The sequence below is a fragment of the Paenibacillus sp. HW567 genome (assembly GCF_000374185.1).
Taxonomy (GTDB): Bacteria; Bacillota; Bacilli; order Paenibacillales; family Paenibacillaceae; genus Paenibacillus_AQ.
This window is the reverse complement of the sequence record NZ_KB910518.1, coordinates 919,637-943,260: the sequence shown is the minus strand read 5'-3', so window position 1 is coordinate 943,260 and position 23,624 is coordinate 919,637. Positions and strand designations below refer to the sequence as shown.

Here is a 23,624-nt window from a genome sequence, read left to right as displayed (position 1 = left end):
CGGTGCGCTTAAGCTCCCTTAATTTCCTTAAATTTCGCCACATACTTGGCAGCCAGCTTGGTAATCTGGTCGTAACGGCCTTCCTTGGCCGGTGCGGTCAGGTTGCCCCCGATGCCTACGGCGATACAGCCGTTCGTTATCCATTTCTCCATGTTGTTCAAATCTACGCCGCCGGTAGGCATGATGTTGACATGCGGCATAGGGCCTTTGACAGCTTTGACATAATCCGGTCCGAAGGCGCTGCCCGGGAACAGCTTGAGCACGTCCACACCCAGCTTCAGCGCTTCCTTCATTTCGTTCAGCGTCATGCAGCCCGGCATATACGGAATTCCGTAGAGATTGCACATTTTAGCGGTTTCTTCTTCAAAAGAAGGACTAACTACGAATTCCGATCCCGCCAGAATGGCGATTCTTGCAGTAAGCGGGTCAAGTACTGTACCGGCACCGATGACCGCACGGCTTCCGTATTCAGCAACCAGCCGCTTAATCGCTACATCCGCATCCGGAGTTGTGAAGGTAACCTCAATGTTGTTAAGTCCGCCTTCAATACAGGCAACGGACATTTTGAATGCATCGTCGGCATTGTCGGCACGGATTACTGCTACTACGCCAACGGATGAGATGTTCTGCAACACTTTTATCTTCTTCATCGTAAACTCCCTTTCTTGGTTCAACCTCTGGATAAGAATATTTATTTAGATAAAATAATTTATCTATTTTACTAACTACACTCTCGAAACCTATAAGAAAATAGTAATAATAATCTCGTTTGCAGTCAATATAAATTTGTATAAATGGATTAACTAACTTCATTCCAACTCCAAAAATCCTTTATAATAAAGGGGTATTAAAATTAACTCCAGATAAATACAGTAATTTTTTTCGGCAGATGAGTGATGTATTATTGTACAAAACCGTTTTATGTGATAATTTCAAATTACAAATCATTTATACAGGGGTTTATAGAATTACCCTGAGGAGGATCTATTCATGAATACACGACTGGAAGCAGTTACATTCGGGGAGCCGATGGCAATGTTTTATGCCAATGAGGCAGGCCCGCTGCACGAGGTTACTTCCTTTTCCAAAGCGCTGGCCGGTGCGGAGAGCAATGTGGCGACCGGGTTATCACGTCTTGGACACAAGACCGGCTACGTAACAAAGCTTGGCGAAGACAGCTTCGGCCAGTTCATCGCCGGTGCGCTGACCAAAGAGCAGATTGATACCGGCAGCATTAGCTTTACCAAAGAGTTCCCAACCGGGATGCTGATCAAATCCAAGGTGCTGACCGGCGACCCCAAGGTTGAATATTTCCGTAAAAACTCCGCAGCCTCAAAGCTGAGCCTGGCAGATTTCGACGAAGCCTATTTTGCTTCCGCCGGGCATCTGCATGTGACGAGCATCTCTTCGGCATTATCGAAAACCTGCCACGAATTTTCTATACATGCGATGGAATTTATGAAGCAGCGCGGTAAAACCGTCTCCCTCGACCCGAATCTGCGTCCTACGCTGTGGCCTGATAAGGAGACTATGGTGAACACGATCAACGATCTCGCTACCCGCTGCGACTGGTTCCTCCCTGGACTCAGCGAAGGCAGAACCCTTACCGGGCTTGATACACCGGAGGAGATTGCCGGATTTTATCTGGAACGCGGGGTCTCGCTTGTGGTCATCAAGCTTGGTCCTGAAGGCGCTTATTACAAAACAGCGTCCGGTGCAGAAGGATACGTCGCCGGCTTCAAAGTAGAGACGGTTGTCGATACCGTCGGCGCCGGTGACGGCTTTGCGGTTGGCGTGATCAGCGCCATGCTGGAAAAGCTGGCTGTAGCCGAAGCCGTAAAACGCGGCAACGCCATCGGCGCACTCGCGGTCATGTCTCCTGGCGACATGGATGGACTTCCAGTCCGCGACGGGCTGGAGGCCTTTATGAAGGCTGGCGTTTAGGCGGAGGAATAGCAGAGCGCCCTGCCGTCAAGCTGGCGGCAGTCAAGCAAAAAGTCCTTCACAGTCTCAACTAGGCTGTGAAGGGCTTTTTGCTGCGGCAGCTTGCTTTTTTCCCGCAAGGGCATTGTATTCCGACGGCAATCTGCCAAACCGTTTTATTTCTTGGGAGCTGGAGCCTGTACCGATTGCCCTTGCTGCAGCGAAGGCGGAAAACGGTACGTAATCGGCATGGATGCTCCCTGATCCTCGATCAAGGAGAGCATGATTTTGGCTGCCTGCATTCCCATCTCGTAGGCGGGCTGGCGGATGGTCGTAATGGCCGGATTATAGATTCGGGCAAATTCGGCATCGTCAATTCCAATTACAGACAGTTGGCCGGGAATGGTTATGGAGTGGCGGTTCGCATATTTGAGGATTTCCCCCAGCACAAGATCGTTGGCCGCGAGCAGCGCCGTCGGCGGCTGCGGCAGACTCAGCAGCTCATCAAGCGCCGAGGCAATCGCCTCTCTTGGCACACTGCGCACATACTGGTCGTTCAGCGCCAGCCCCGCCTCCTCCATCGCTTTCCTGTAGCCGCTCATCCGTTCCTTGCGGGGAGTTATCGCATGCTCGCCAAGCGGCAGTGACAGGATCGCAATCGCCTCATGCCCCTGCCCGGTCAGCTCTTTGATCGCTGTCTTGACCGCCATTTCGTTGTCGAGCAGCAGACTCTGGGTGGTGATGCCTTCAACCAGCCGGTCCATGAATACAAGCGGATATTCCGCTTCGATCAGCCGGGTATAGGGAGACGGATGATCCCCCGCCGGAAAAATAATCAGTCCATCCACCTGGCGGGCCACAAGCGCCTCCACGTGGGTGTTTTCTTTGTCCGCGTTCTCATCGCTGTTGCAGATAATCACCTGTATGCCATGCCGCTGCAGCTCATTTTCAATCGCCCTGATGCACTGGATAGATAGCGAATAATCAATGTTTGCCACAATGATGCCTACCATATGCGTCCGGTTCTGCTTCAGACTGCGGGCGAGGCCGTTCGGCTGGTAATTCAGCTCCTCAATGACCTCGGCAATGCGGTTTTTGGTCGCTTCGCTCATATACTTGAACCGTTTATTCAAAAATTGCGAGACCGTGCTTTTTGACACTCCCGCCTTTTGTGCGACATCTTCAATCGTCAGCTTCTTCATCATTTCCGCTCCACTCTTGTACAGAAAAACACCGGCTTCCACAGCACGCTCAGCAAGAACGGTTCAACGCAGAAAAGCCATACTTTCTGATAATATCAAAAAGTATAGCTTTTTTTTAGTAAATTATCTAGTAATCAAAATCAAGGTTTATGTTGGCACCATTAATTGTTCATTGTAGACGGGTCGATCTTTTCACCGTATTCTTCATACCACCAATCGTAGAACCACTGCCGTCCAGTAAGAAAAGTGGTATCAACCTTGCGTTTCTCCCCATTGACCTCGTAGATTGCTGTAACAGAAGCTATTGGGTCGTCTTCAATGGTTTCTCCAGAATTCAACGTTGGCTTATCTTTTTTCTCTGTAGTGATGCTCCCACTCAGCACTTGTGTTTTCCCGGTAGCTATGTCATATAGCTTGTTATGCTGCACATAACCACCTTTTCCATCCTGTGTATAATAAACGAGCAGCAGTTCTTCCCTGTCCTGATCAATAGCCATGAAGGATTTGTACAAACTATAAGTAGAATCAAACTCCTGGAGCTCTCTGGGAACAATCAATTCCCCCTCCTCAGCCTTTCTGATATCTATAACGGAAATCTTGCCTGTGTTAGGTATCCTCTCCGTTCCCAATGTATAAGCGCTGTGGGTAAAGAGAAGATAATCTCCTGTGCCAAAGATGTATCCTAATTCAAAATAGGTTTGCGCCCCTCCTGCATACAGCGGGAATGTATATATTCTTTTGGCTGAAGCGGCCGATAACTCCGAATGCCCCTTAGGGGTCAAATAAAGTGTGTAGGGTTCTGTATTGTGCGTATATTTCGGTTTAAGGTAATCCACCCTTGGCGGAGGCGGTGACCATACGATGCCTGCCGATGTTTCAACAGCTTTAGCAAATCCCTTATTTCGATCCAGCGGCAGCGGCATGTAGTACTTCATACCCCCGATCTCAAATTCTGCTGACCCGATTGGCGGATTATAAGTCTGTGGAGAAATCGAAGGCTGAACCGCTGCGCCAGTGCTTGTGCGCCACAGCGAAGAGAGCTTTCCGGTGAAATCCCCTTTGCCCCACCCGTTAAGCGGCCATACCAGAACGCCGAGCAGCAGGAGTGCCGCCAGACACGTGAACCCCAAGCTTTTGCCGGAATGGAACCGGCGTTTTGCCGCCCGGTGACTATCGGCAGCCGCTTCGATCCGGGCCATTAGCTCCGGAGTAAAACCATCTTCCACAAAAGGGCTGCGGCCTGCTTTGCCGTACCATTCCTTTTCACCGGCCATTACACTGTTATCTTCGCTTTCATGTCCAGTTGTCATAAGTCCTCCTCCTTCATCGCCGTTTTTACCTTCTCCCTGGCCCGGGCCAGCCGGGATTTGACCGTCCCCTGAGCCACGCCAAGCAGAGCGGACATCTCCGCAATCGACAAGCTCTGCTGGATATCAAGCACCAGCACCTCCCGGTGTTTATCCGGCAGCGCCATGATGATCTCCCAGATACGGTTAGCATATTGGTTGCCAATCGCTTCTTTTTCCGCAGAGGGTGCCTGCCCGGGTCCTTGCCGGTCTCCAAGTGGAGTGAATCTGCGCCAGAAGCTGTTCCGTCTGAAGCTGAAGGCCGTATTGCGTGTAATCGTCAGCAGCCAGGTCTTCAGAGTGGAGTGGCCGCGGTATTTGCCGATGTTCTTATAAGCCTTCAGGAATACCTCTTGGCTGATATCATCCGCCTGCTCGCGGCTGCGGGTAAGGAAAAAAGCATAATGCCACACATCAGACCCATACGTCTCCATCATTTCCCGCAATGTCATGGCCGGAACATACGCCACGGCATAGGGCAATTCTTCGCTATGCATCTCTCTCACCTCTCCCCCAATAAGACTCTTCAGGCCGCAAATGGTTCCCCCGAAATCCAGGAATAAACAACAAAATTTATGTCGTGATAACATGTAAGTTCCTATATTCAACAAAAAATCCTCCAAGCAGCAATTTCAGCTTGGGGGATCTTGAACTTGAATCCAATGCGCGTTATCCGAGTTTCGCTTCTAAGCGCCGGGCCAATTCATCATCGGGCAGCGGATTGCGGTGCGTATTCTCCAGATAGATATGCTTTTCGGATTCGGGCATCAAATACTCTTTGTACCAGAGGAACATGTCAGGGCTGTCTCCCTGAATCCGCAGGAATTTACGGACCGTATTAGCATGATCAATGGTATTATCCAGGTTGGTCAGCCAATCGGCACGGTAGAAATGCTCCCAGCGTCCATTCTCTGCGCGAAGAAGCGCCTGCTTGCCTTCATCATAATTCCAGACTGCATGCGAGGCGTGAATGAAGGCTCTTGGATATTGCTCTTCACGATAGCACTCGTAAGCTCTGCAGATTGCTGCAAGGCCCCGGCAACCGCTCCAGTGCAATTCGATTTGCACCAGCAACTGATGGTGCAGCCTGCTGCGCTCTGCATCCGGCATCTGTTCCATAAGCTGCAGACACTGTAGTCTTAGCTCCTCCCAGCCAGGGATGGCAGCTTCCGCCTTCTCCCTGAACCAGCGGACCTGCTCCAGGAAATCGCCGCCGTCTGCCGCCCACAGCAGCCGCTCATCTGCGGTTTCCCGTCCTTTCAGCCAATGGCCCATGATCTGCCTGGCGGGATGATGATAGAATTCATCGCCAGCGCGGTCATCCGCGTGGAGTCCATAGGCGATTGTACACTCAGCATAGCTTGTGTATAGGCCCGCAATCTCCTGCCGGTTGGCGGTATACACCCGCTCTACGAAGGATTGAAGCTGCCCTTCCGAATCAGCGGTTCCCTGTGTCCACAGTTGTGCCGCAAGATCCAAAGTATACAGATGCGGCAAAATGTTGCCTGAATTGACCAGCAAATATTCATCCGCCCCGGCAGCAAAAGCCCCCTCCAACTCCTCTACAATCAGCCCCGCTGGAGCGGGGAACAACGTCAGATGGTTAGAAGCCTGCAGATCATGGAAGGTTACGTGATAATAGACTCCGTTCTTCCCTTCATCGCCCGCAGCGGGCAGCGCAGGCACACGCAGATTCAGATTGCCGTGACGCCGTGAGACCATTTTGCCATAGCCGTTGTCGGCCCAAATCTTGATTACACCCGGGGGAACCTCAATATGCCCCTGCTTGTACAGCTCGGCAATCTCACCATACATCGCCATACAGCAGACCGGCTGCTTAACATCTTCGCTTATCATGTCATACTGCTTGCGGACGACACTGGAGATCAAGTGCCCGCGCTTCGCCGGTGTATCAAAGCCCGGATCATTCTCCCAAAATGGCTTGTCGCCCTGGCCCCGGAAGGAGAGCACCCACAGTACCTTCTCGTCCTTTTGGCGCTGGATGGCTTCCCGCCAGAGCTGCTCGAACAACTCTGGATTTTCCTTGTAGCTGGCTTGCTTGCCCGGAAAAACCCGCAGGAACATCTCCGCCCCAAGCGGCTCGGCATGATGGTGGGTTATCCATAACCCCATGTCCACGGCAAGCCGGTGATGGATACCGGTCCGTGGCAGATCTGTACCCGGAATGACCATATTGCCACCGCAGCGCAGCAGCGCTTCAAAAACCGGCAACCACACCTCCTCACCCGGAGGATACTGCTCCTTCCAGCCGATCAGACAAACCTCGTCATTGACGAACCAGCCCCGGTAGCGGACCTTCGGCCGGATGCTGTCATAATTCTCAGCGGACAAAGAAATAACCTCCCGCTTGGCCGGCGGCAGCTCTGCCCAGAACCAGAAGGGATCTACCCCAAGAACGTACCGGCTGTAATGCAGCAACCCATAGATGACTCCAAGTTCATCACGGCCGGCAATATGCAGCACCGGAGCAGCCGAACTTCCGGCAAAACGGAAGCAGAAGCCTTCCGGCCACTCCGGACAGTTATCCTCCTCCTGTGCGTAACGTACCACGACGGAGGCTGCCATTCCTTGCACTGGCACCTGGCCGAACACCGCTTCATGGTCTCTTGCAATCATGCTCCAGACATGTTCGAGCGGCCGTGTCCAGCCAGTCTGAATATCGTATAGGCTTGCGGCTGAGATTCTCAGCTCTCTGGCTGAACTCATCGTCTCCATCTCCTATTGTGCTCTATAAATTTTTACATCTCATTGTAAATATTGTACAGCAGAACCGCCGCTTCTGCGCGGCTGGCTGTACCTCCGGGGTGAATCATCCCATTGTAGCCCTGCAGCCATCCGCTCTGCAGCATCCGGTTCACTGCTTCCACCGCGTAATCCGCCACAGATGCAAGGTCACTAATCTGTGTTCCCGATGCAGCTCCCGCAGATAGACTGCCCTTAGCGACAGGGAGGGAAGCACCTGTGAGTGTAACGGCCCTCTCAGTCATAACAATCATCTCCTGCCGGGTAATGGATGCATTAGGGTCAAAGCTTCCGTCAGGGTTGCCATTCGTAATCCCAAGTGCCTTAGCTGTATTTACAGCATCATAGTAATAGCTGCCTGGCAGGACATCTGTAAATGCGGAAGCCGCCGCCTGACCGTCCAGTCCAAGGGCACGGACCAGCATGAGGGTATAATCGGCTCTGCTAATTTGCGCCGCTGGAGCAAAAGATGCTGCAGAGACGCCATTTAATATCCCTCTTGCCGCAAGTACTGCGACAGGTTTATTCGCCCAGTGGGCAGCCCCTACATCTGTGAACGATTTACGGTTCATCACAACAGCATAGGTGCTGAAATGCTGCGCGGTAAAGGTAACCACCCCGGTTCCCGGGGTATGTTGACTATATTTGGCGCTTGTTACCGGGTAACTCAAGCCATTGTCATCAATGTACCATACCGTCAGATATTCGGAATTGAGCAGTTCAGCCGTAGTGAGCGTATAAGGAATGCTGACCTGAACCGGCACGGAGCTATTCTGCCAATGAATAACCTTTCCATCAATGCTAAGGTCAAGGTCAACCACTGGTCTTCCCCCGCTTGCCGAAGTGATCTCCGAAGATTGAGCTGAGACATCCCCTGCGGAAATCCTCAGCACCGCAGTTTTCCCTTGACCCGCCTGGCCTTCGGTCAGCATGCCGCCGGGAAGCACAACCGTTGCCCCCGGTGTCTGGATCTCCAGGGTTTGCCCTATTGCATCGGCGTTCAAGGCTGCTGCGGGAAGCGATACTTCATAAGCAGCGGCACCTGCAGCCTGATTCACCGCAATGATTACCCGTTTGCTGCCATCTCCCTCTGCCGCCGCCAAAGCAAGCGCCTGATTCAGTGCTTCCTGTGTAACAATAACCTGCATCGCTGCCGATCCGGTAGCGGACTGCGGGTTCGCTGTCAGCTTACCGCTGCTGACAGTCACAGACGGTACATCAGCAACAGTGCTGCTTCCAGAACTGCCAGTTCCCGGGTCAGTGCCCGTTCCTGGATCAGTTCCGGTTCCCGGATCAGTGCCGGTGCCGCCGTTCCCATCCGTAGTATCTTTAATCTGGATGTCTACAGTGGCGTCCTTTCCCTGATTAAAATCAAAGACCAGGGAGGATACGCCCAGCGGCTGCTGAAGCAGATACGAAACGCCGATCCTGTATACATTGCCGGTTACGGTGTAGTCCGCTTCACTAAGCTGCGTTTCACCGTTCCTAATAGATGTAAGACTGTTGCCGTTCCATTGCACTTCAAGCGCAACAGCCTGGCTGTCCGCCGGATTTTTATCAAAAACAGCACTTAACGGACTTACCGAGGAATCGGTAATTTCGGGTTCACCGGGATCATAGGTTCCTTCCCAATGGACTGTAATCGAATAACTTCTATAATCCGTCCCGTCCGCCGAGGCCGTTGCTACAGTGATTTCACTGATGCTGTCTCTGAGAGGTATCTCTACAGAAGCCTGGGTATTACCCAGAACAGTGCCGTTCACGCGAACCTCAGTGCCCGGCGCTCCGGCAACCGGCGTCACCATCAATCCGTAGACGTTGTCCTGCACAGTCACCGTATAGCTGTCTCTATCATAAGAAAATGCCGGTGACAACAGCAGGTCCTCACCGCCACTGCCTGCAACCTGCAGGTTTTGCAAGGTAGAGTCGAGCGCAGCAGGCGTGCGGTTAATCGTCACATATACCGTACGAGTTGTACTCCCGTCCTCAGCAGAAACCACTACCGGGATGGTATTGACTCCTTCAGCCAGCATCACTTCCTCCGCAGGTTGTCCGCTCACAGCCGGATTTCCGTTCACCGTCAGAGAAGATATATTTGGACTGCTTGCCGTTGCCGTCAGCCGCAGGGAGTCCACAAAGTAAGGAACCTCCAGACTGTAGCCTTCGCCCTGCTTGACGAGCGGGCCGATATCTGCCGTCAGTTCCGCCAGTCCGGCATCATTGCGCTCATAAGGAATTCCTTGATACAACCGCACATTGTCGATATAGGCCGTGCCATAGTTGGAGCTGTTGGCATAATAGTCAATGCGGCCGATATCGGCGATTTTATTGCGGAAAGCCGCCTGATCCAGAACCAGGACATCATTGACGTAGAGGTCATACTTACCGGAGCCGGTATTCATCACAAGCCGCAGATTGTACCATTTTCCGGCCTGGTAAGGCATTAGATTTGTGGAGGTTCCCCCTTTGTAAGCTACGATCTGCCCTTTGGAAAAAGCTAGAGCTACTCCAACGTTCGAACCTGCCGTTCCAGCGCTGCTGTAGACATAAGGCAAACTGATCCAGTTCGTTGCGCCCGCATTATCCAGCTTCATAACATCAGCTGACAAGGTGATTACGCCTTTTAGTGTTCCGGCAGCAAAGGTCTGCGACATCGAAGTGTTGCCGCTGTTGCTGCTGCGGGTGAGCTTAATGCTTTTGTTGGCAGTGCTCGGCAGCTCGGCAGCACTAACGCTTCCTCCGTTCGTTGTTACCGTCCAAGGCGCTGAGGGCTGTGCTCCCGTTGTCAGCTCATTGTAATCGGAGGCAGTAAGCAAGGTGGATTGCTTGCTGACTACATAAAGATCAGGCACTGAAGTGGCAAGCGCCGGTTCCACCTTAATTCCAGATACCACCGCTGCTCTATAACCTTCCTTGACTGCGGTTAAGGTATAATTCTCCCCAAGTTCGACAGCAGGGAAGCTGTAGCTTCCGTTAAGATCACTCACAGCCGTCTGGCTTGCGGTTCCCTCCATACTCAGCGTTACAGTGACCCCTGCTGCCGCGGCCAATTCACCATCCAGCACTTTTCCAGTCACCGAACCGGTTGCCGCATTGGAAGCAAGCTGGAAATCGCGGGTAATGACGTTGCCTGCCGCAACTGTGAAGACACCGGTTTCACTTTCAGTGTAGCCGTTCTTCACCGCCCTCAGATTGATTGCACTGCCTACAGCTGCGCCGGGTATTGCATAATAGCCGGAGCTGTCTGTCACAGCTTGCAGGGCGCTACCGGAATAATCACTTATCGTTACCCCGCTCATGCCGTTTCCAGCACTGTTCGTTACGCGGCCTGCCAGCGTGGCAGTGGTCAGCGAAGCATCATAATACTCGAAGGCTCCCAGATCGGCGTTGCCGTTATAGAGGGGCTGTCCGGCGAAATCTTTTACCGCTGCGGATGCAGTCTCCAGAATGTTCAGCCCCCGGTTTATAAGCATGGACTCTGGCTTGAATTGATAGCCGCTCAGACTGTCCAGCGCCGGTCCATTTGCTTCAGATCCAGAAATTCCCGCTCCAGGATTCACCATCTGCGGGTTGCCGGTCAGGGCATGGGTGTCGCCTGCCGGGGCAGTAAGTGTGCCGCTCGATGCATAGTAGCTGTTGTTGTCATACGTAATGGTTGGGCTCAGCGTTAATTCCTGAACCGCCCGTGTCGTAAACAGAATATTATTCCGTATGTTGTAAGTGCCATTCAACGAAGAGCCGTAACCATAAATCATATATCCACTGGCGTCGTTATAAATGGTATTGTTGTACACCTCCGCAACCGCGTTCCTGTCAGAATGCAGATACACAGGGTAACGTGTGTTGCTCTCGAGCACATTGTAACGGATCACTGTATTGCCGAAGACGAATTGGCAGATTAGAATGCCGTCCCCATTGTCATGCACATAATTGTACTGAATCAGGATTTTGGTGGTTCCCTTATCGGGGTCGATGCCGTTAGAGTCGGCTCCGCCCGCTTTTTTCGAGGTATCAAATACCTCGTTATACTGGATGGTCACATCATCGGCATAATAGGTCTCAATCCCCGAGGTGCCTGCGCCATCGACGACGTTGTTCTCAACCAGCGCACCTCTCACACCGGTAAGGTACATGGCATTGCAGCCAAAATCAGTAGCCTTCTGTGTAATATAGTTACCCCGGATAATAATATTCGTATGCGGAGTAAATTTAACGTCGGTCTCATTATCACGTGTGCCCCAGCCGGTGCTGACAATGCCGGTGCCGCTGGTGTCGTCACCCGCATATTGCTTAAATATAATCCCGCCAAACGAGGTATTCTTGACTGTGGAATTCTCGATGATCACATCGTTAAATACTGTAGCTCGCAGCGGGTGCAGCGGATCAGCAACCGTAGTATCAAAAACAATCCCACCGGTCTTCTTAGAGCCGTCCCAGCCCGTCTTAAAGCGTATTCCCGGCTCCGGTGTAGCCGGTACAGTTCCACTGATCCAGGCAATCTCCCCGGAAACATCATGTACGTCTACACCGTTAATGCGAAAATACTCCAGGGTTCCCGCATCCGTGCCGGTCACATGAATGCCGCGGAAATCGCCGAGCGACTCTGCAAAGGTGCCCATTACCGGAGCCGTATTGGAAACATCCAGATTGCGGATCTCCCAGTACTGCTGGTTGCTTAGAGTGACCGCATCGTTATATTGCCCGCCTGTCTTAATCTTTGGTTTATCCCCGCTGCCGTACCGGTCGATAATAATCGGACTTCCCGCTGTGCCGGAACCCTGCGGAGCAAGCGTCTGGTTCGTCCAGGCCCCGCCCGATTTCAGCAGAATCCGGTCGCCCGGCTGAAAGACCGTTCCATTTGCTTTGTTGAGCGTTTTCCATGGGCTGCTCTCAGTTGTACCCGTATTGCTGTCACTGCCGGTCGTACTGTCGAGATAATAAATGGTGCCTGTGACCGGACTAGCTTCTGTTTGATCAGCACCCGGATACATTCCGAACAGCATTATCGCGATCATCAACACGGACATCCATGTTTTCCCTTTGCCAAGCCTTCTTGACTTCATAATGCCTAACCTCCTCTATTCTTTGCTTCCCCCAGGAAAGCGTTATCATGAATCTGTGCCAATTATATAGGATACTGCTGCCCCTCCATGAGAGAGAAAAGAATAGGAATCTTTCACTTTAAAACAAAATGCCTGCTTAGCGGGCCAATTATCCGCCATTTATTTTAAAAAGAACCGGCCGCTTTCGCCGACCGGTCCCAAAGACATTTTTATTTGGCTTCCGCTGCGTATTTCTCGGCAGTCTTCATCAGCTCGGCGTAGGCCTCTTCCGGCGTGGATTGTCCAAACTGCAGCTTTTCTACGACCGTTTTATAATCATTTTTGAAATTTCCCCAGCCTTGAGGGTCATTAATAAACTGCTGCGCATCCGGTGTTACCTGATTCAGGAAATCCAGCGAGGTTTTATCGGCAGCGCTGAAGGTAGGTGTGAGGGCTTCCACCACTTTCGAGTTGACCGGTGTGCCGCGTGTCAGACCCAGGGTTTTGCCCGCCTCTTCATTATTCACGAACCAGTCAACGAATTTGACGGCTTCTGCCTGATGGGCCGATTGGGCGTTCACACTCCAGAACATCCCCGGTTTCAGCCAGCCGCCTGCTTCCGTACCTTTCGGCATGGAGGCATATCCGAAGGCATCGGGCTTCAGCGCTTCAATGGAGCCGACCTGATTGGAGAACAGATGGCGCATCACAGCATTGCCGTTGATGACGCTGTCCAGCTGCGGATCAAGCTCTTTATCAGTTGTGGTGATATCTGCCGGAGTCAAAATCCCTTTCTTGCGCAGCTCATCCATCTTGGTCATGAAGCCGATCCATGTGTCCTTGTCGATGCTGAGATGGCCGTCCTTGTCAAAAATATATCCCTTACCCATGCTGTATTGATAGGCAGTATAGTCAACCAGATCGGCGCTTTGATCGGCGAACACATATTTATCCTCGCCAAGCTTCGCTTTGGCCGCTTCGCCGAAGGCGTAATAATCATCCCAGGTCCAGCCAAATTTAGGCGCTTCCAGACCCAGCTTCTCAACAACAGTCTTGTCATACACCATCCCAAGTGCAGCAACGCCCAGCGGCATGGCAAATTGGGTGCCGTTTACTTTCCCGCCGTCCACTGTAGCTGCCTCAATATTGTCCACGTTGACATCCTTCAGATCAGCCAGCAGGCCTCTGCCAGCGTAGTCATTCAGGTAAGCCGCATCCATCTGGATGATATCCGGCGCACTTTTCGCCGAGTATTGTACTGCCAGCTTGTCAAAATAGCCGTCCCAGCCTGAAAACTGGGTCTGAAACGTAACATTGGGATTCAGCGCTTTATATTGTTCAAGCGCTTTCAAAGTAGCGTCATGTCTGGCCTGGGAGCCCCACCATGCTACTGTGAGCGTCACCTTATCGCCAGAATCTCCGGCCGATGCCGCCGGAGCAGTCGTGGCGGCGGTATTGCCGCCCTCCGTATTGTTCGATGACGCGCCGTTATTGCTGTTATTTCCGCAAGCCGCAGACGTCGAAACCATCATCATTAAAGCGATTGCAAGAAAACTTTTCTTTGCCATTTTGTGCATTGTAACTTCCCCCTTCTGTCAGCTCAGCCAACATTTATAGCTCGATAGTAACACCCGGCTTATTCATCGTATAGAAGAGTAATGAACACAAATCTTTCAATATCCACTACAAACTATCGTTTCATGAGTTCACTTGGACTGACACCACAGTACTTTTTGAAGAGTGTGCTAAAATAAGGAACATTCTGGTAGCCGACCATTTCTGAGACCTCATAGATCAGGTGGCTGCCGTCCAGAAGCAGTGCTTTGGCCTTCTCAATCCGCACGCGGATTACATAGTTGGTGAAGGTTTCTCCGGTCACCTTTTTGAATAGCTGGTTCAAATAATTTTTGGAGATATATAGCTGTGAGGCCAAAAGCTCCAGCGTGATATCCTCGGCATAGTGGTTATGTATATATTCGGTCATGAACTGCACAGCTTTGCGGTGCTTCTCCTGGATTGCCGGAACCTGCGCCTTGCGGAGCCCGCGGATCAGCGTCTCCAGCCACTCCTCTATCTTGGGAAGCTCGGTCATTTCACTCAGCTCGCGCAGAGCCAAGCCTTCATCTACCCTTTTATCTGGCAGTCCTGCCATCAGGATGGCGTTGTGCAGCAGTGTCCACAGCTCTGCCGCAAGCACACGGTAAGCCAAGGGATCCCCGGTCTGCTCGGGCTGTTTGCGGTTCAAGTACAGGCGGATGAGGTGCATTACCTCGTCATCGCGTTCCTCCTGCAGCGCTTTGGTTATACTTTGGTAATAATCGGTCAGCAAAAACTCCTCGTCCGCTGAACCCGCTTCCCCGCTCATCAAAATTCTGCCGCCTTTTAGATTGACCGGCAATTTCTCGAACAATCTCTGCATGGCCTCGTCACCCGAGGCTTTAATTCCACTCCAGCCGGGCTTGACATTTCCGATGCCATAACGAATTTCCAGACCAAGAAAAGTCTTCATGCTGCTGACAATAAGCTCCCCGAGGCAGTCCGCAGACTGAACAATTTTCTCCTCCGGCTCACACTCCGCCGATGGGAGCAGCAGCGCTGCATGATTGCCGAACAACCAGACGAAGCAGGAATCCGGCCATTCCTGGCCAAACACCTCCGTGACGATGTTGGACACGGCAAATTTGAACAGATTCCAATCGGCCAGCGAGATGCTGCGGATGCGTTCGGTCCAGAGCACCTCCATAACCATAACCGTATACTTCCGCTCCCTCATTCCCTTACAAGGGACTGCCGACTCGGTGTTCTGGCTCCAGCCGTTCAGCTCCGCTACCAGCCATTCCTCCAGCCGGAGCTCTTCCTCCCTCTCTCCTGCCTGTTCTCCGCTATGCTCCAGCCGGTGCAGATAAGTTTCTTCGAGCTTCTCTATCGTTTCCGATAATACGCTGCGGATTTGATCCACAGTGACAGGCTTGGTTAAATAATCGTCCACTCCGAGACGAAGCGCCGTCCGGGCATACTCGAAATCATTGTACCCGCTCAAAATCACAAACCGTCCGGCGAAATTCCCGGCTTTTAACTGTTCAATCATTTGTATCCCGTTCATAACCGGCATATAAATATCAGTCAGGACAATGTCGGGGTTGACCTCTTCAATCAGCTTGAGACCAGCCTCCCCGTCAATCGCTTCCCCAGCGAATTCCGCGTCCAGTTCCTCCCAGGGGATCGCTTTGCGCAATCCTCTTACCACTTGGAAGTCATCATCAATTATGACTACTTTCCACATGCTGTGTTCCTCCCTTAAGTGATGGTGAATAAAGTACAGGCAGGCTGATGATAGCTTGTGTACCGCCTTTCGGCGAATTTTCCAGCGTAAAGCCAAAACCATTGACATCGCCAAACATCGCTTCAATCCGCTCACGGACATTCCACAGCCCGTACCCTCCCTTAGCACTGCGCTTCTCCATCCAGTTCTTCTGCAGCTGACGGCCGTTATCCATAATAACAATCTGAAGCAGCTGGCCTTCCAGGATGCTGACGGCAATCGTCAGCGAGGCCTGCTGTTTGCCATGAAAGCCGTGGATGAAGGCATTCTCCACAAAAGGCTGCAGAATGATTTTCGGCACGAACAAGCTTTTGGCCTCATCGGTGATTATCAAGCGGTACTCCAGCCGGTCCTCCCAGCGTATTTTCTGAAACTGTAAATAGCTCTCAATATGAGCCAACTCCTCTGACAATGGAACAAGACTGTCGCTGCTCGACAGAGCAAGCCGGAAGAATTGGCCCAAATGCGACAGCATGCTGCTGATCTGCGGCTGCGAGGCCTCAATGGCCATCCAATTGACCTGATCCAGAGAGTTGTACAGAAAATGAGGATTGATCATCATCTGCAGCGCCTTTATCTCTGCCGCACGCTGCTGCTCATGCTGCCGCTCCAGGCTGTCATAGAGCTCTTCAATTCTATAAGTCAGCTTCTCATAGCCCTGGAACAGACGGCCGAACTCATTTTTGTAATCATCCGGCAGCGGCGTCCTTTTGCTGAGCGAGAAATTGCTCATGGCTTTCAACACCAGCCCTATGGGCTTGACGAACTGGCGGGATAGAAAGACGGCAAGCAGCAGAATCATCACAATGGTAGCGATTCCAAGAGCAAGAATGATTTTGGTCTGCTTCAGACTTCCGGCAGTGATCTGCCTCCAAGAGGTTATTTCCACTAAGGACCACTGGGAATCCAGCGAGGAGGACCAGACGAGAAATTCATCACCAGTCCGCTTGGCTCCGGTAACCTGTGCTTCCAGTTGAGCCTGGATTTGATCCTCATGCTGCAGAAAGAAAGAGGCATCTCCGGTATTCGTAATCAGCTTGCCCGTGGCATCCAGCAGCGCCAGATTGGAACGGCTGTCTTCGGTAGCAATCAGAGCTTTGAAGGCTGGGACCTGGACATTGAATACCATCACAGCAAAAGCCCTGTTGAAGCGGTTATAGACCTTGCGCGCAAAACTGATAACCGAAGTGTCCCCATTGTTGGTCTTAATAGTCCGTTCGCTCAGCCAGGCATAATCGGAGTTGCGGAGATCATCGTACCAGGGTTCACGCTCCATCTGTCCGATTGGCAGAAACTGGACAAATTCCTGCACATTGTAAGACGGTGTCAGGTCGGAATAGACATGAATTGATTGCAGGATCGGCATGCTGAATACATAATTGTTCAATTGGGAGCGTATGCTTGTCTGTCCCCGTACCTGGTCATACTGATTGCCGTCCAGCATCTCTTCATACCGCTCGTTAAAATTCTGCGCAGCTGTGTTGGAGCTTTGCTCAATATCCTCCAGGTTGGTGTTCAGCTTCTTATGCAGCTCAATCAGCAGCTTCTGCTGGTAATACGAGGTGTTGTCCGCAATCTCTCTGGACCCGTTGATATAACTGAAAACGAGGATCAGACCTACCAGGATCGTAACGATCAAGGTGAAGCCAAAAAAGAAAACAACATCGATGCGCAGCGTTTTAAAGGGGTTCACCCGCATGTGGAATCCTCCGTAGATCAGATAAAGAAAAAGAAAGCCGCGAAAACTCGCAGCTTCAAATTCCGGCTATGGATATGACCTAGCCCTTCAAAGCCCCTGCCGACATTCCTTCGACAAAATGCTTCTGTGCCAGGAAGAAAATCAACACCGATGGAACTATGGATACCAGCGACATCGCCAGCATTTGTCCCCATGGCACCGATCCTTGCGAATCGATGAACAGCTTGAGTGCCAGATTGATCGTATATTTATCAATGGTATTAATATAAAGCATCTGTCCGAAGAAATCATCCCAGTTCCACAGAAAACAATAGATAGCAACGGTAACCAGTGCGGGTTTTACCAAAGGAAGCATAATTCTCCAGTAGATGCTGAACCAGGAGCAGCCGTCGATTTTGGCCGCCTCATCCAGCTCTTTGGGGACGGAGCGCATAAACTGGACGAGCAGATAGATAAAGAACGGCCCGCCGATGCCGCCTGCGAACAAATGGGGAATATAGAACGGCAGATAGGTGTTGATCCAGCCCCATTTGCTGAACATGACATACTGCGGCACAATCGTAACCTGAGTCGGCAGCATCAGGGTAACCAGCATAATCGCGAACCAGAAATTGCGCAGCGGAAAATCCAGGCGTGAGAAGGCAAAGGCCACCAGACTGCAGGAGATCACGCTCGTGAACAAAACTCCGGCGACAAGCTCAAAGGTATTGAGATAGAAATGGGAGAATGTGAAGTTCGGCACCGACACCCAGCCGTCGGAAAAGTTGGCCCAGTGCGGGATTTTCGGGAACAGATTGGCTGAGCTCATCTCTTCATTGGTTTTTAGAGAGGCGCCCAGCCACCAAAAGATTGGATACATCATGATCAAACTGACGACCAGGAGAGAAATATGCGTAACAAAGCGTTTGCTTGAACTGGTGGCTTCCATTATTTCTTGCCTCCTTGCGTTTCATAGAACACCCAGTATTTCGAAGTTCCGAACAGCACGGCCGTAAACAACCCGATCAGCAGCAGCAAAATCCAGGCCAGAGCCGAGGCGTAGCCCATATGGAACTTGGTAAAGGCTTCTTCATACAGGTACATAACATAGACAAAAGTGGATTTGACCGGACCGCCGCCCGTAATGACAAAAGCCTGCGTAAACATCTGGAACGTGTTGATCATCGTCTGAATGGCATTGAACAAAATAATCGGCGAGAGCATCGGCAGCGTAATCGAGAAAAACTGGCGGAACTTGCTTGCCCCATCCACGGCGGAGGCTTCGTATAGATCCCCCGGAATCTGCTTCAAACCAGCCAGGAAAATAATCATCGACGAACCGAATTGCCAGACCATTAATAGAATCAGCGTACCCAGCGCGTATTTCGGATCAGCAATCCAGGCCGGGCCTTTAATCCCGAAAATTGAAAGGAAATCATTGATAAATCCGTTGCGGCTAAAAATATTTTTCCAGAGGATGGATACCGCGATGCTCGTCCCGATTAATGACGGAAAGTAGACCATCGTCCGGTAGAAGGAAATCCCTTTGATCTTCCGGTTTAGCAGCATAGCCACACTGAGCGCAAACATCAGCCGCAGGGGCACGGTCAGCAGCACGAAGGTAATGGTAATACGCAGCGATGACGGAAAGACATCATCCTCAGTAAAGATTTTGGTGTAGTTCGCCAGTCCGGTCCACTTGGGCGCCGCCAGCAATGAGTAATCCGTAAACGAGTAATACAGGGACATAACCATCGGTCCCAGGGTCAACAGGAAGAAACCTATTAGCCATGGGGAGAGGAACAGATAACCGGCAAGCGGCGATTCCCAGCGTCTGATGCGCGTTTTACTGGACGGAACCGTTTTCATGGAACCCGCGGGCGCTTGCTTTGCAGCAGCATTGTTCATGAATTTCACTCCTATCTTCCATCTGTATCGGAACTTTTCTTTCATTATAGTTCGGCATGCTACAGGCTTGAAGGAGAGGAATGAATGCTTTTCTTTCACTATCTATCAATTCTCGGCGGGCTGCGGAAAATAAATTATTTACCGCTGCACCTCTGCCGCTTCCAACTTACACCGTACCGTTATCCCCTCCTGCCGGATCTTCATCTGAATCTCCCCCTGCAGATCGGTCCGGTATACAGCGGTGCGTCCAGCCGTCAGACGATCCAGCACTTCGGCATTCGGGTGCCCGTACAGATTGCCCACTCCGGCAGAGATCACAGCAGAACTAGGATTCCAGAAATCCAGCCAGGCTGCACTTGTTGCGGTTTTGCTGCCGTGGTGCGCGACCTTCAGCACATCAATGGGCTGTCCGGTGCCGATTCCCGCCTGCCTGCCGTCCTCGAGGATGGTTTCCTCCGCGGCCTTATCCATATCTCCTGTAAAAAGAAAGCTGCGGCTGTTCATCTCCAGCCGAAAAACCACCGATAGGTGATTCTGATCGTCCACCTCCGGCATGGCAGACCCCTCGCCCGCTTCCCCGGCCGGCCAGAGGAAGGTCAGCTCCGTATCCTCATCCGGAGCAAGCACCATCCCCTGCTGCACAGCGTACAGCCGGACACCGGCCGCAAGCGCTGTACCCATCAGCTTCCGGTAAGGCTCGCGGCCTGCCAGCGTCCCGTTGAACAGCAGCGCTGACACAGGCACTCCCTCCAGCACCGCCTGCAGCCCTCCGGCGTGATCCTGGTCGCCGTGAGTCAAGATGACGGCATCCAGCCGGTGAATCCCCCGCTGCTTCAGAAGCGGCAGCAGCGTCTTGGCCCCGACCTCGAACGGGCTGCGGCGGATGCGCCATTCCTCCTTTTTGCCAAAGCTGACCGTGCCGCCGCCATCGACCAGAATATGGGCTCCGCCGGGAGTGGTGATCAGAATGCTGTCACCCTGCCCCACATCGAGATAGCTGATCGCTCCCGCACCTCCCAGATTCTCTGCATAGTAGCCCCTGTACAGCAGCAGGGCAATTCCGGCCGTACACAAGAAGGCTGCCGGGCCAGTCCAGCGCAGGGCTGCCGGAAGTTCGAAGGGTATCGGACAAGCGCTCCCCCTCCCTCTGCTCCAAATGCAAATGCCACCGCCCAGGCTTCCTCCGCTTGCACCTTGCGGCTGATCCAGCTCGGCCAGCGGCTTCGTCTCATCCTCCATTGCCTGCGGCGCCAGCCGGGCCTCAGACCGCTTCTTCAGGCTGTACAGCAAGCCATAGAGCAGTAAATAATATAGGCAAATCCACAGCAGCGAAGGAGAACTCCAGATCAGAACCCCGCCGGATAACCCGTTCATCCATTCCACCGCGCCAAAGGTAGCATTATTCAGCAGCTCCGCAACATACGCGGTCACACCGGCAGCAGCGTTCCAGACCCGTCCAAGCAACAGCGCAAGCGTCCCCAGCGGCAGCACCAGAAAAGTAATAAAGGGGACGAGCACCAGATTGGCGGCAAAGGACAACAGTGAAAACTGGTTGAAGTAATAAATCGTCAGCGGAAAAGACACCAGTTGCGCGATCAGCGTCACCGATACTGCGCTGCCCAGCCAGCGGGGCAACCCGCGCAGCAAAGGCGCGGCAAGCGGCATATAGACCATAAGCCCGGCGGTAACCAGAAAGGACAACTGGAAGCTGACGCTCAGCAGAAGATACGGATTCCAGACCAGCATAATCAGCGCCGCCGCCGCTAGAATATTCATTCCATCCTTCAGCAGCCCGAACCGGGCGGCCAGCAGGCCAATCATGCTCATAATCCCCGCCCGCACGATGGACGGCCCCGCGCCGGACAGCAGCACGTATACAGGTACAAGTAGCACGGTTATGGTAAGAGCCGTTTCTCTGGTCAGGCGGCAGCGCCTCAGTATAAACAGAAGCACCCCGACATACACCGCCACATGCATGCCCGAAATCGCCAGGATATGCGTCAGTCCAAGCTGCGAGAACTGCTTGAATGTCTCTTCGTCCAGGGCGTCCTGAATGCCCAGGACCAACCCTTTCATATATCCCCCATGCGGCTCCTGGAATAAGCGGTCCATCTCCGCGCCAAGAGCGGCGCGCGCCGCATCATTCCAGCGCAAAATACTGGATAGCCCCCAGGATGCCGGGGGTGAAGCTTTTACACTCTCCGCGCCGTCTACCTTGATGATCCAATGAATTCTCTGAGTCAGCAAATACGCCCGATAGTCAAAACCGCCAAAATTACGCGCTTCCGCAGGCTGCTTAAGCTGTCCCTCAAGCACCACCTGATCTCCCCTCCTCCACTTGGCAGCAATGGCGATTTCAGCTTCGGCCTGGAGCTTGATTTGCACAGCGATTAACTCGCCCGCCACTTGACCTTCCCGCTTCTGTGCTCCTTCCTGCGGATAATCTCCTTCCCCGCTCACTCCTAGCTGCGACAGCTTTACAGTAAAATCAACCCGGTCCCCATCCCGGTCCACAGGTGAAGTGATCACGCCTGCGGCTTGTACATAAGACTCATTCAGCTCCGCTGCCGAATGTCCCAGCGCTCCCGGAAGCAGGCTGACATTGCGCCCCTCATTCCCTTCCCAGATCAGGGCTGCCGCAATAAGCGCCAATCCGAACACCGCTAAATTTCTCCATCCGGTTCTTGCGCTGACAGCAAGGATGATAAGCAGCAGCAGACAGCCCGCCAGGTAAATCAGCAGCCTCCGGCCGGAGAACAAGCAGCCCGCCGAGCTGCCTGCAATCCAGCATACTGTGAAGCTTAACAGCGGCCTTTTTTTCATGAACGTTCCTCCCTATATACACATCCGCTTGTACACAAATAAAAGAACCCCTGCATTCGCAAAAATCGCGTAATACAGAGGTTCTTCCCCTGAAGCTTATGCTTATTCGGCTGCGGCAGCCTTCCGGCTATTCCGATACGGTAATCATCGTTTCCTTCGGCGGCTCATACTTCTCCAGTTGCCGAAAAATAATCCCTTTGGAGCGCAGCATCGCCTCTACCTTCTCCATATCCTTGCGGTACGGCCGCAGATAGACGATCTCCACAATTCCGCTGTTAGCCAGCATGTTGGCGCAGGTCCAGCACGGTTCATCGGTAACATAGACGGTACTGCCTTCCCGGTCGCTACGGTCCGTGAACAGCAGCAGATTCTGCTCGGCGTGGATGGTGCGGATGCAGCGCTGCTTCATCACCATCGTCTCCACCCCGTTAACCAGCTCCCGTTCATATTGCTCAGAGACCATGCAGCCCGCTTCCGAGCAATCCGGCACCCCCATCGGCGCTCCATTATAGGCAGTGCCTAACAGCTTCTTGCCCTGTACCAGCACAGCGCCAACATGGCGGCGGGGACAGCGCGAGCGTGTGGAGACCATGCAGGCAATATCCATGAAATAAGTATCCCAATTCTTGCGGTAGGCTACAGTCATCAGCAATCTCCACTTTCCCTTCAATAGTTGTTCATTATTGTAGCATATTGCAGCAAGCTTCCACTAGGACAATGGTTGCGCACCCGGTCACTCTCAGAATATCACCAACGGCTTCAGCTTTTCTAGCAGCTTTGGCCCAATTCCCTTCACTTCACCCAAATCAGACAAGCTGCGAAAAGCCCCTTTGCTGCTGCGGTAATCTATAATCGCCTGCGCCTTCTTCGCACCGATTCCCGGCAGATCCATCAGCGCAGCAGCATCCGCTATGTTGACGTTGATTTTACCGTCCACAGATGTTTGGCTTGCAGAAGCTCCTTCACTGGAGGGGGGCGCGGAGCTTCCATTGACAGCGGCTGCCATGCCGCTCCCTGCAGCGGGTTCTGCTGCTCCATTTGTCCCAGCCGCTATTGCACCGCCTACATTTCCAGCGGTCCCCTTAGCCGTGCCTGTTCCGGCCGCCGCTCCTGCACCGCTTCCAGCAGCAGGCGTTCCTGCGCCATTTCCTGGCGGGGATAGCGCTTCTGCACCGCTACTCTTCGCAGCATTAGCTGCCGCCCCTTTGGAAGCTGCATCTTCCTTTCCTGCGCTGCCTTCCTTCCCTGTGCCCGCTCCCTTCTCCCGGCTCTCCCCGCCTGACTTAGTGCTCTCCTCCACGCTGCTCCCGCCAGCCGCAGCCGCCGTTGCCTCCTTGTCCGCTGAGCCCAGAGCCTGTGCCATGCTGGCATTGAGTGTCTCCCATCCGGCGATACCGCTGTCCTCCTCACGGTCCGCTGCCCACACAAGCCCGCCGCCCAGCAGTCCGGCGGTAATGACCAAAGCCAGAATTCTTTTGTTCATAAAGCTCTCCCCCTACAATCAACTGGAATTTTATTCAATAATCCGGTTAAAACCTGTCATTTGTCCAAGACTCCTGTGCATACACTTAACGAAGAGTACTGCTGCAAGCAATAGCGACATCAGAAAGGAGGTAC

15 protein-coding genes are annotated in these 23,624 nt (G+C 52.7%); 1 reads left to right on the top strand and 14 read right to left on the bottom strand.

The window, feature by feature from the left end; all coding sequences use genetic code 11:
* Positions 1–8 precede the first annotated feature (8 nt).
* The gene (locus tag B212_RS0104270) at positions 9–650 is read right to left on the bottom strand and encodes a bifunctional 2-keto-4-hydroxyglutarate aldolase/2-keto-3-deoxy-6-phosphogluconate aldolase (RefSeq protein ID WP_019909163.1); all 642 of its coding nucleotides are present in this window, start codon (positions 648–650) and stop codon (positions 9–11) included.
* A gap of 340 nt (positions 651–990) precedes the next feature.
* Between B212_RS0104270 and B212_RS0104265 the strand changes: the two genes are divergently transcribed.
* Positions 991–1,944: a sugar kinase gene (locus B212_RS0104265; protein WP_019909162.1), complete on the top strand. Its 954-nt coding sequence runs from the start codon at positions 991–993 to the stop codon at positions 1,942–1,944.
* 155 nt (positions 1,945–2,099) lie between these two features.
* Here B212_RS0104265 and B212_RS0104260 read toward each other — a convergent pair whose 3' ends face one another.
* The 13 genes from B212_RS0104260 to B212_RS35200 all read right to left on the bottom strand — a co-directional run bounded on the left by B212_RS0104260 (position 2,100) and on the right by B212_RS35200 (position 23,490).
* Entirely contained in the window at positions 2,100–3,125 is a 1,026-nt protein-coding gene (locus B212_RS0104260) for a substrate-binding domain-containing protein (RefSeq protein ID WP_019909161.1), read from the bottom strand.
* Between the two features lie 161 nt (positions 3,126–3,286).
* Positions 3,287–4,435: a hypothetical protein gene (locus tag B212_RS0104255; RefSeq protein ID WP_019909160.1), complete on the bottom strand. Its 1,149-nt coding sequence runs from the start codon at positions 4,433–4,435 to the stop codon at positions 3,287–3,289.
* Complete coding sequence (locus B212_RS0104250; protein WP_019909159.1) at positions 4,432–4,968, bottom strand: RNA polymerase sigma factor; 537 nt, start codon at positions 4,966–4,968, stop codon at positions 4,432–4,434. Before B212_RS0104250 ends, B212_RS0104255 begins: the two co-directional genes overlap by 4 nt.
* A gap of 172 nt (positions 4,969–5,140) precedes the next feature.
* Positions 5,141–7,198: a glycosyl hydrolase 115 family protein gene (locus B212_RS0104245; RefSeq protein ID WP_019909158.1), complete on the bottom strand. Its 2,058-nt coding sequence runs from the start codon at positions 7,196–7,198 to the stop codon at positions 5,141–5,143.
* Positions 7,199–7,230: 32 nt separating this feature from the next.
* Positions 7,231–12,297: an S-layer homology domain-containing protein gene (locus B212_RS33675; RefSeq protein ID WP_019909156.1), complete on the bottom strand. Its 5,067-nt coding sequence runs from the start codon at positions 12,295–12,297 to the stop codon at positions 7,231–7,233.
* 209 nt (positions 12,298–12,506) lie between these two features.
* Positions 12,507–13,853: an ABC transporter substrate-binding protein gene (locus tag B212_RS0104235; protein ID WP_019909154.1), complete on the bottom strand. Its 1,347-nt coding sequence runs from the start codon at positions 13,851–13,853 to the stop codon at positions 12,507–12,509.
* Between the two features lie 113 nt (positions 13,854–13,966).
* Positions 13,967–15,559 (bottom strand): response regulator transcription factor, encoded by a 1,593-nt coding sequence (locus B212_RS35205; RefSeq protein WP_019909153.1) that lies wholly within the window; start codon positions 15,557–15,559, stop codon positions 13,967–13,969.
* Positions 15,537–17,297, bottom strand: coding sequence for a histidine kinase (locus B212_RS0104225; RefSeq protein ID WP_019909152.1), 1,761 nt, complete (start codon positions 17,295–17,297; stop codon positions 15,537–15,539). Before B212_RS0104225 ends, B212_RS35205 begins: the two co-directional genes overlap by 23 nt.
* 79 nt (positions 17,298–17,376) lie before the next feature.
* A complete protein-coding gene (locus B212_RS0104220) occupies positions 17,377–18,225 on the bottom strand; it encodes a carbohydrate ABC transporter permease (RefSeq protein ID WP_019909151.1) in 849 nt (282 codons plus the stop codon).
* The gene (locus tag B212_RS0104215) at positions 18,225–19,184 is read right to left on the bottom strand and encodes a carbohydrate ABC transporter permease (RefSeq protein WP_019909150.1); all 960 of its coding nucleotides are present in this window, start codon (positions 19,182–19,184) and stop codon (positions 18,225–18,227) included. The genes B212_RS0104220 and B212_RS0104215 overlap by 1 nt, the downstream gene beginning before the upstream one ends.
* A 138-nt stretch (positions 19,185–19,322) precedes the next feature.
* On the bottom strand, positions 19,323–22,007 hold the full coding sequence (locus B212_RS30755) for a ComEC/Rec2 family competence protein (protein ID WP_019909148.1): 2,685 nt from the start codon (positions 22,005–22,007) through the stop codon (positions 19,323–19,325).
* Positions 22,008–22,134: 127 nt separating this feature from the next.
* Complete coding sequence (locus B212_RS0104205; RefSeq protein WP_019909147.1) at positions 22,135–22,653, bottom strand: deoxycytidylate deaminase; 519 nt, start codon at positions 22,651–22,653, stop codon at positions 22,135–22,137.
* Between the two features lie 93 nt (positions 22,654–22,746).
* Positions 22,747–23,490, bottom strand: coding sequence for a ComEA family DNA-binding protein (locus tag B212_RS35200; protein ID WP_019909146.1), 744 nt, complete (start codon positions 23,488–23,490; stop codon positions 22,747–22,749).
* Between the last annotated feature and the right edge of the window lie 134 nt (positions 23,491–23,624).

What these genes read in the sequence shown, in the direction of transcription:
- B212_RS0104255 (WP_019909160.1), bottom strand. Translation starts at nt 4,435, where the DNA reads ATGACAACTGGACATGAAAGCGAAGATAACAGTGTAATGGCCGGTGAA.
- B212_RS0104250 (WP_019909159.1), bottom strand. Translation starts at nt 4,968, where the DNA reads ATGCATAGCGAAGAATTGCCCTATGCCGTGGCGTATGTTCCGGCCATG.
- B212_RS33675 (WP_019909156.1), bottom strand. Translation starts at nt 12,297, where the DNA reads ATGAAGTCAAGAAGGCTTGGCAAAGGGAAAACATGGATGTCCGTGTTG.
- B212_RS0104260 (WP_019909161.1), bottom strand. Translation starts at nt 3,125, where the DNA reads ATGAAGAAGCTGACGATTGAAGATGTCGCACAAAAGGCGGGAGTGTCA.
- B212_RS0104220 (WP_019909151.1), bottom strand. Translation starts at nt 18,225, where the DNA reads ATGGAAGCCACCAGTTCAAGCAAACGCTTTGTTACGCATATTTCTCTC.
- B212_RS35200 (WP_019909146.1), bottom strand. Translation starts at nt 23,490, where the DNA reads ATGAACAAAAGAATTCTGGCTTTGGTCATTACCGCCGGACTGCTGGGC.
- B212_RS0104270 (WP_019909163.1), bottom strand. Translation starts at nt 650, where the DNA reads ATGAAGAAGATAAAAGTGTTGCAGAACATCTCATCCGTTGGCGTAGTA.
- B212_RS0104265 (WP_019909162.1), top strand. Translation starts at nt 991, where the DNA reads ATGAATACACGACTGGAAGCAGTTACATTCGGGGAGCCGATGGCAATG.
- B212_RS0104245 (WP_019909158.1), bottom strand. Translation starts at nt 7,198, where the DNA reads ATGAGTTCAGCCAGAGAGCTGAGAATCTCAGCCGCAAGCCTATACGAT.
- B212_RS0104215 (WP_019909150.1), bottom strand. Translation starts at nt 19,184, where the DNA reads ATGAACAATGCTGCTGCAAAGCAAGCGCCCGCGGGTTCCATGAAAACG.
- B212_RS0104235 (WP_019909154.1), bottom strand. Translation starts at nt 13,853, where the DNA reads ATGCACAAAATGGCAAAGAAAAGTTTTCTTGCAATCGCTTTAATGATG.
- B212_RS35205 (WP_019909153.1), bottom strand. Translation starts at nt 15,559, where the DNA reads ATGTGGAAAGTAGTCATAATTGATGATGACTTCCAAGTGGTAAGAGGA.
- B212_RS0104205 (WP_019909147.1), bottom strand. Translation starts at nt 22,653, where the DNA reads ATGACTGTAGCCTACCGCAAGAATTGGGATACTTATTTCATGGATATT.
- B212_RS0104225 (WP_019909152.1), bottom strand. Translation starts at nt 17,297, where the DNA reads ATGCGGGTGAACCCCTTTAAAACGCTGCGCATCGATGTTGTTTTCTTT.
- B212_RS30755 (WP_019909148.1), bottom strand. Translation starts at nt 22,007, where the DNA reads ATGAAAAAAAGGCCGCTGTTAAGCTTCACAGTATGCTGGATTGCAGGC.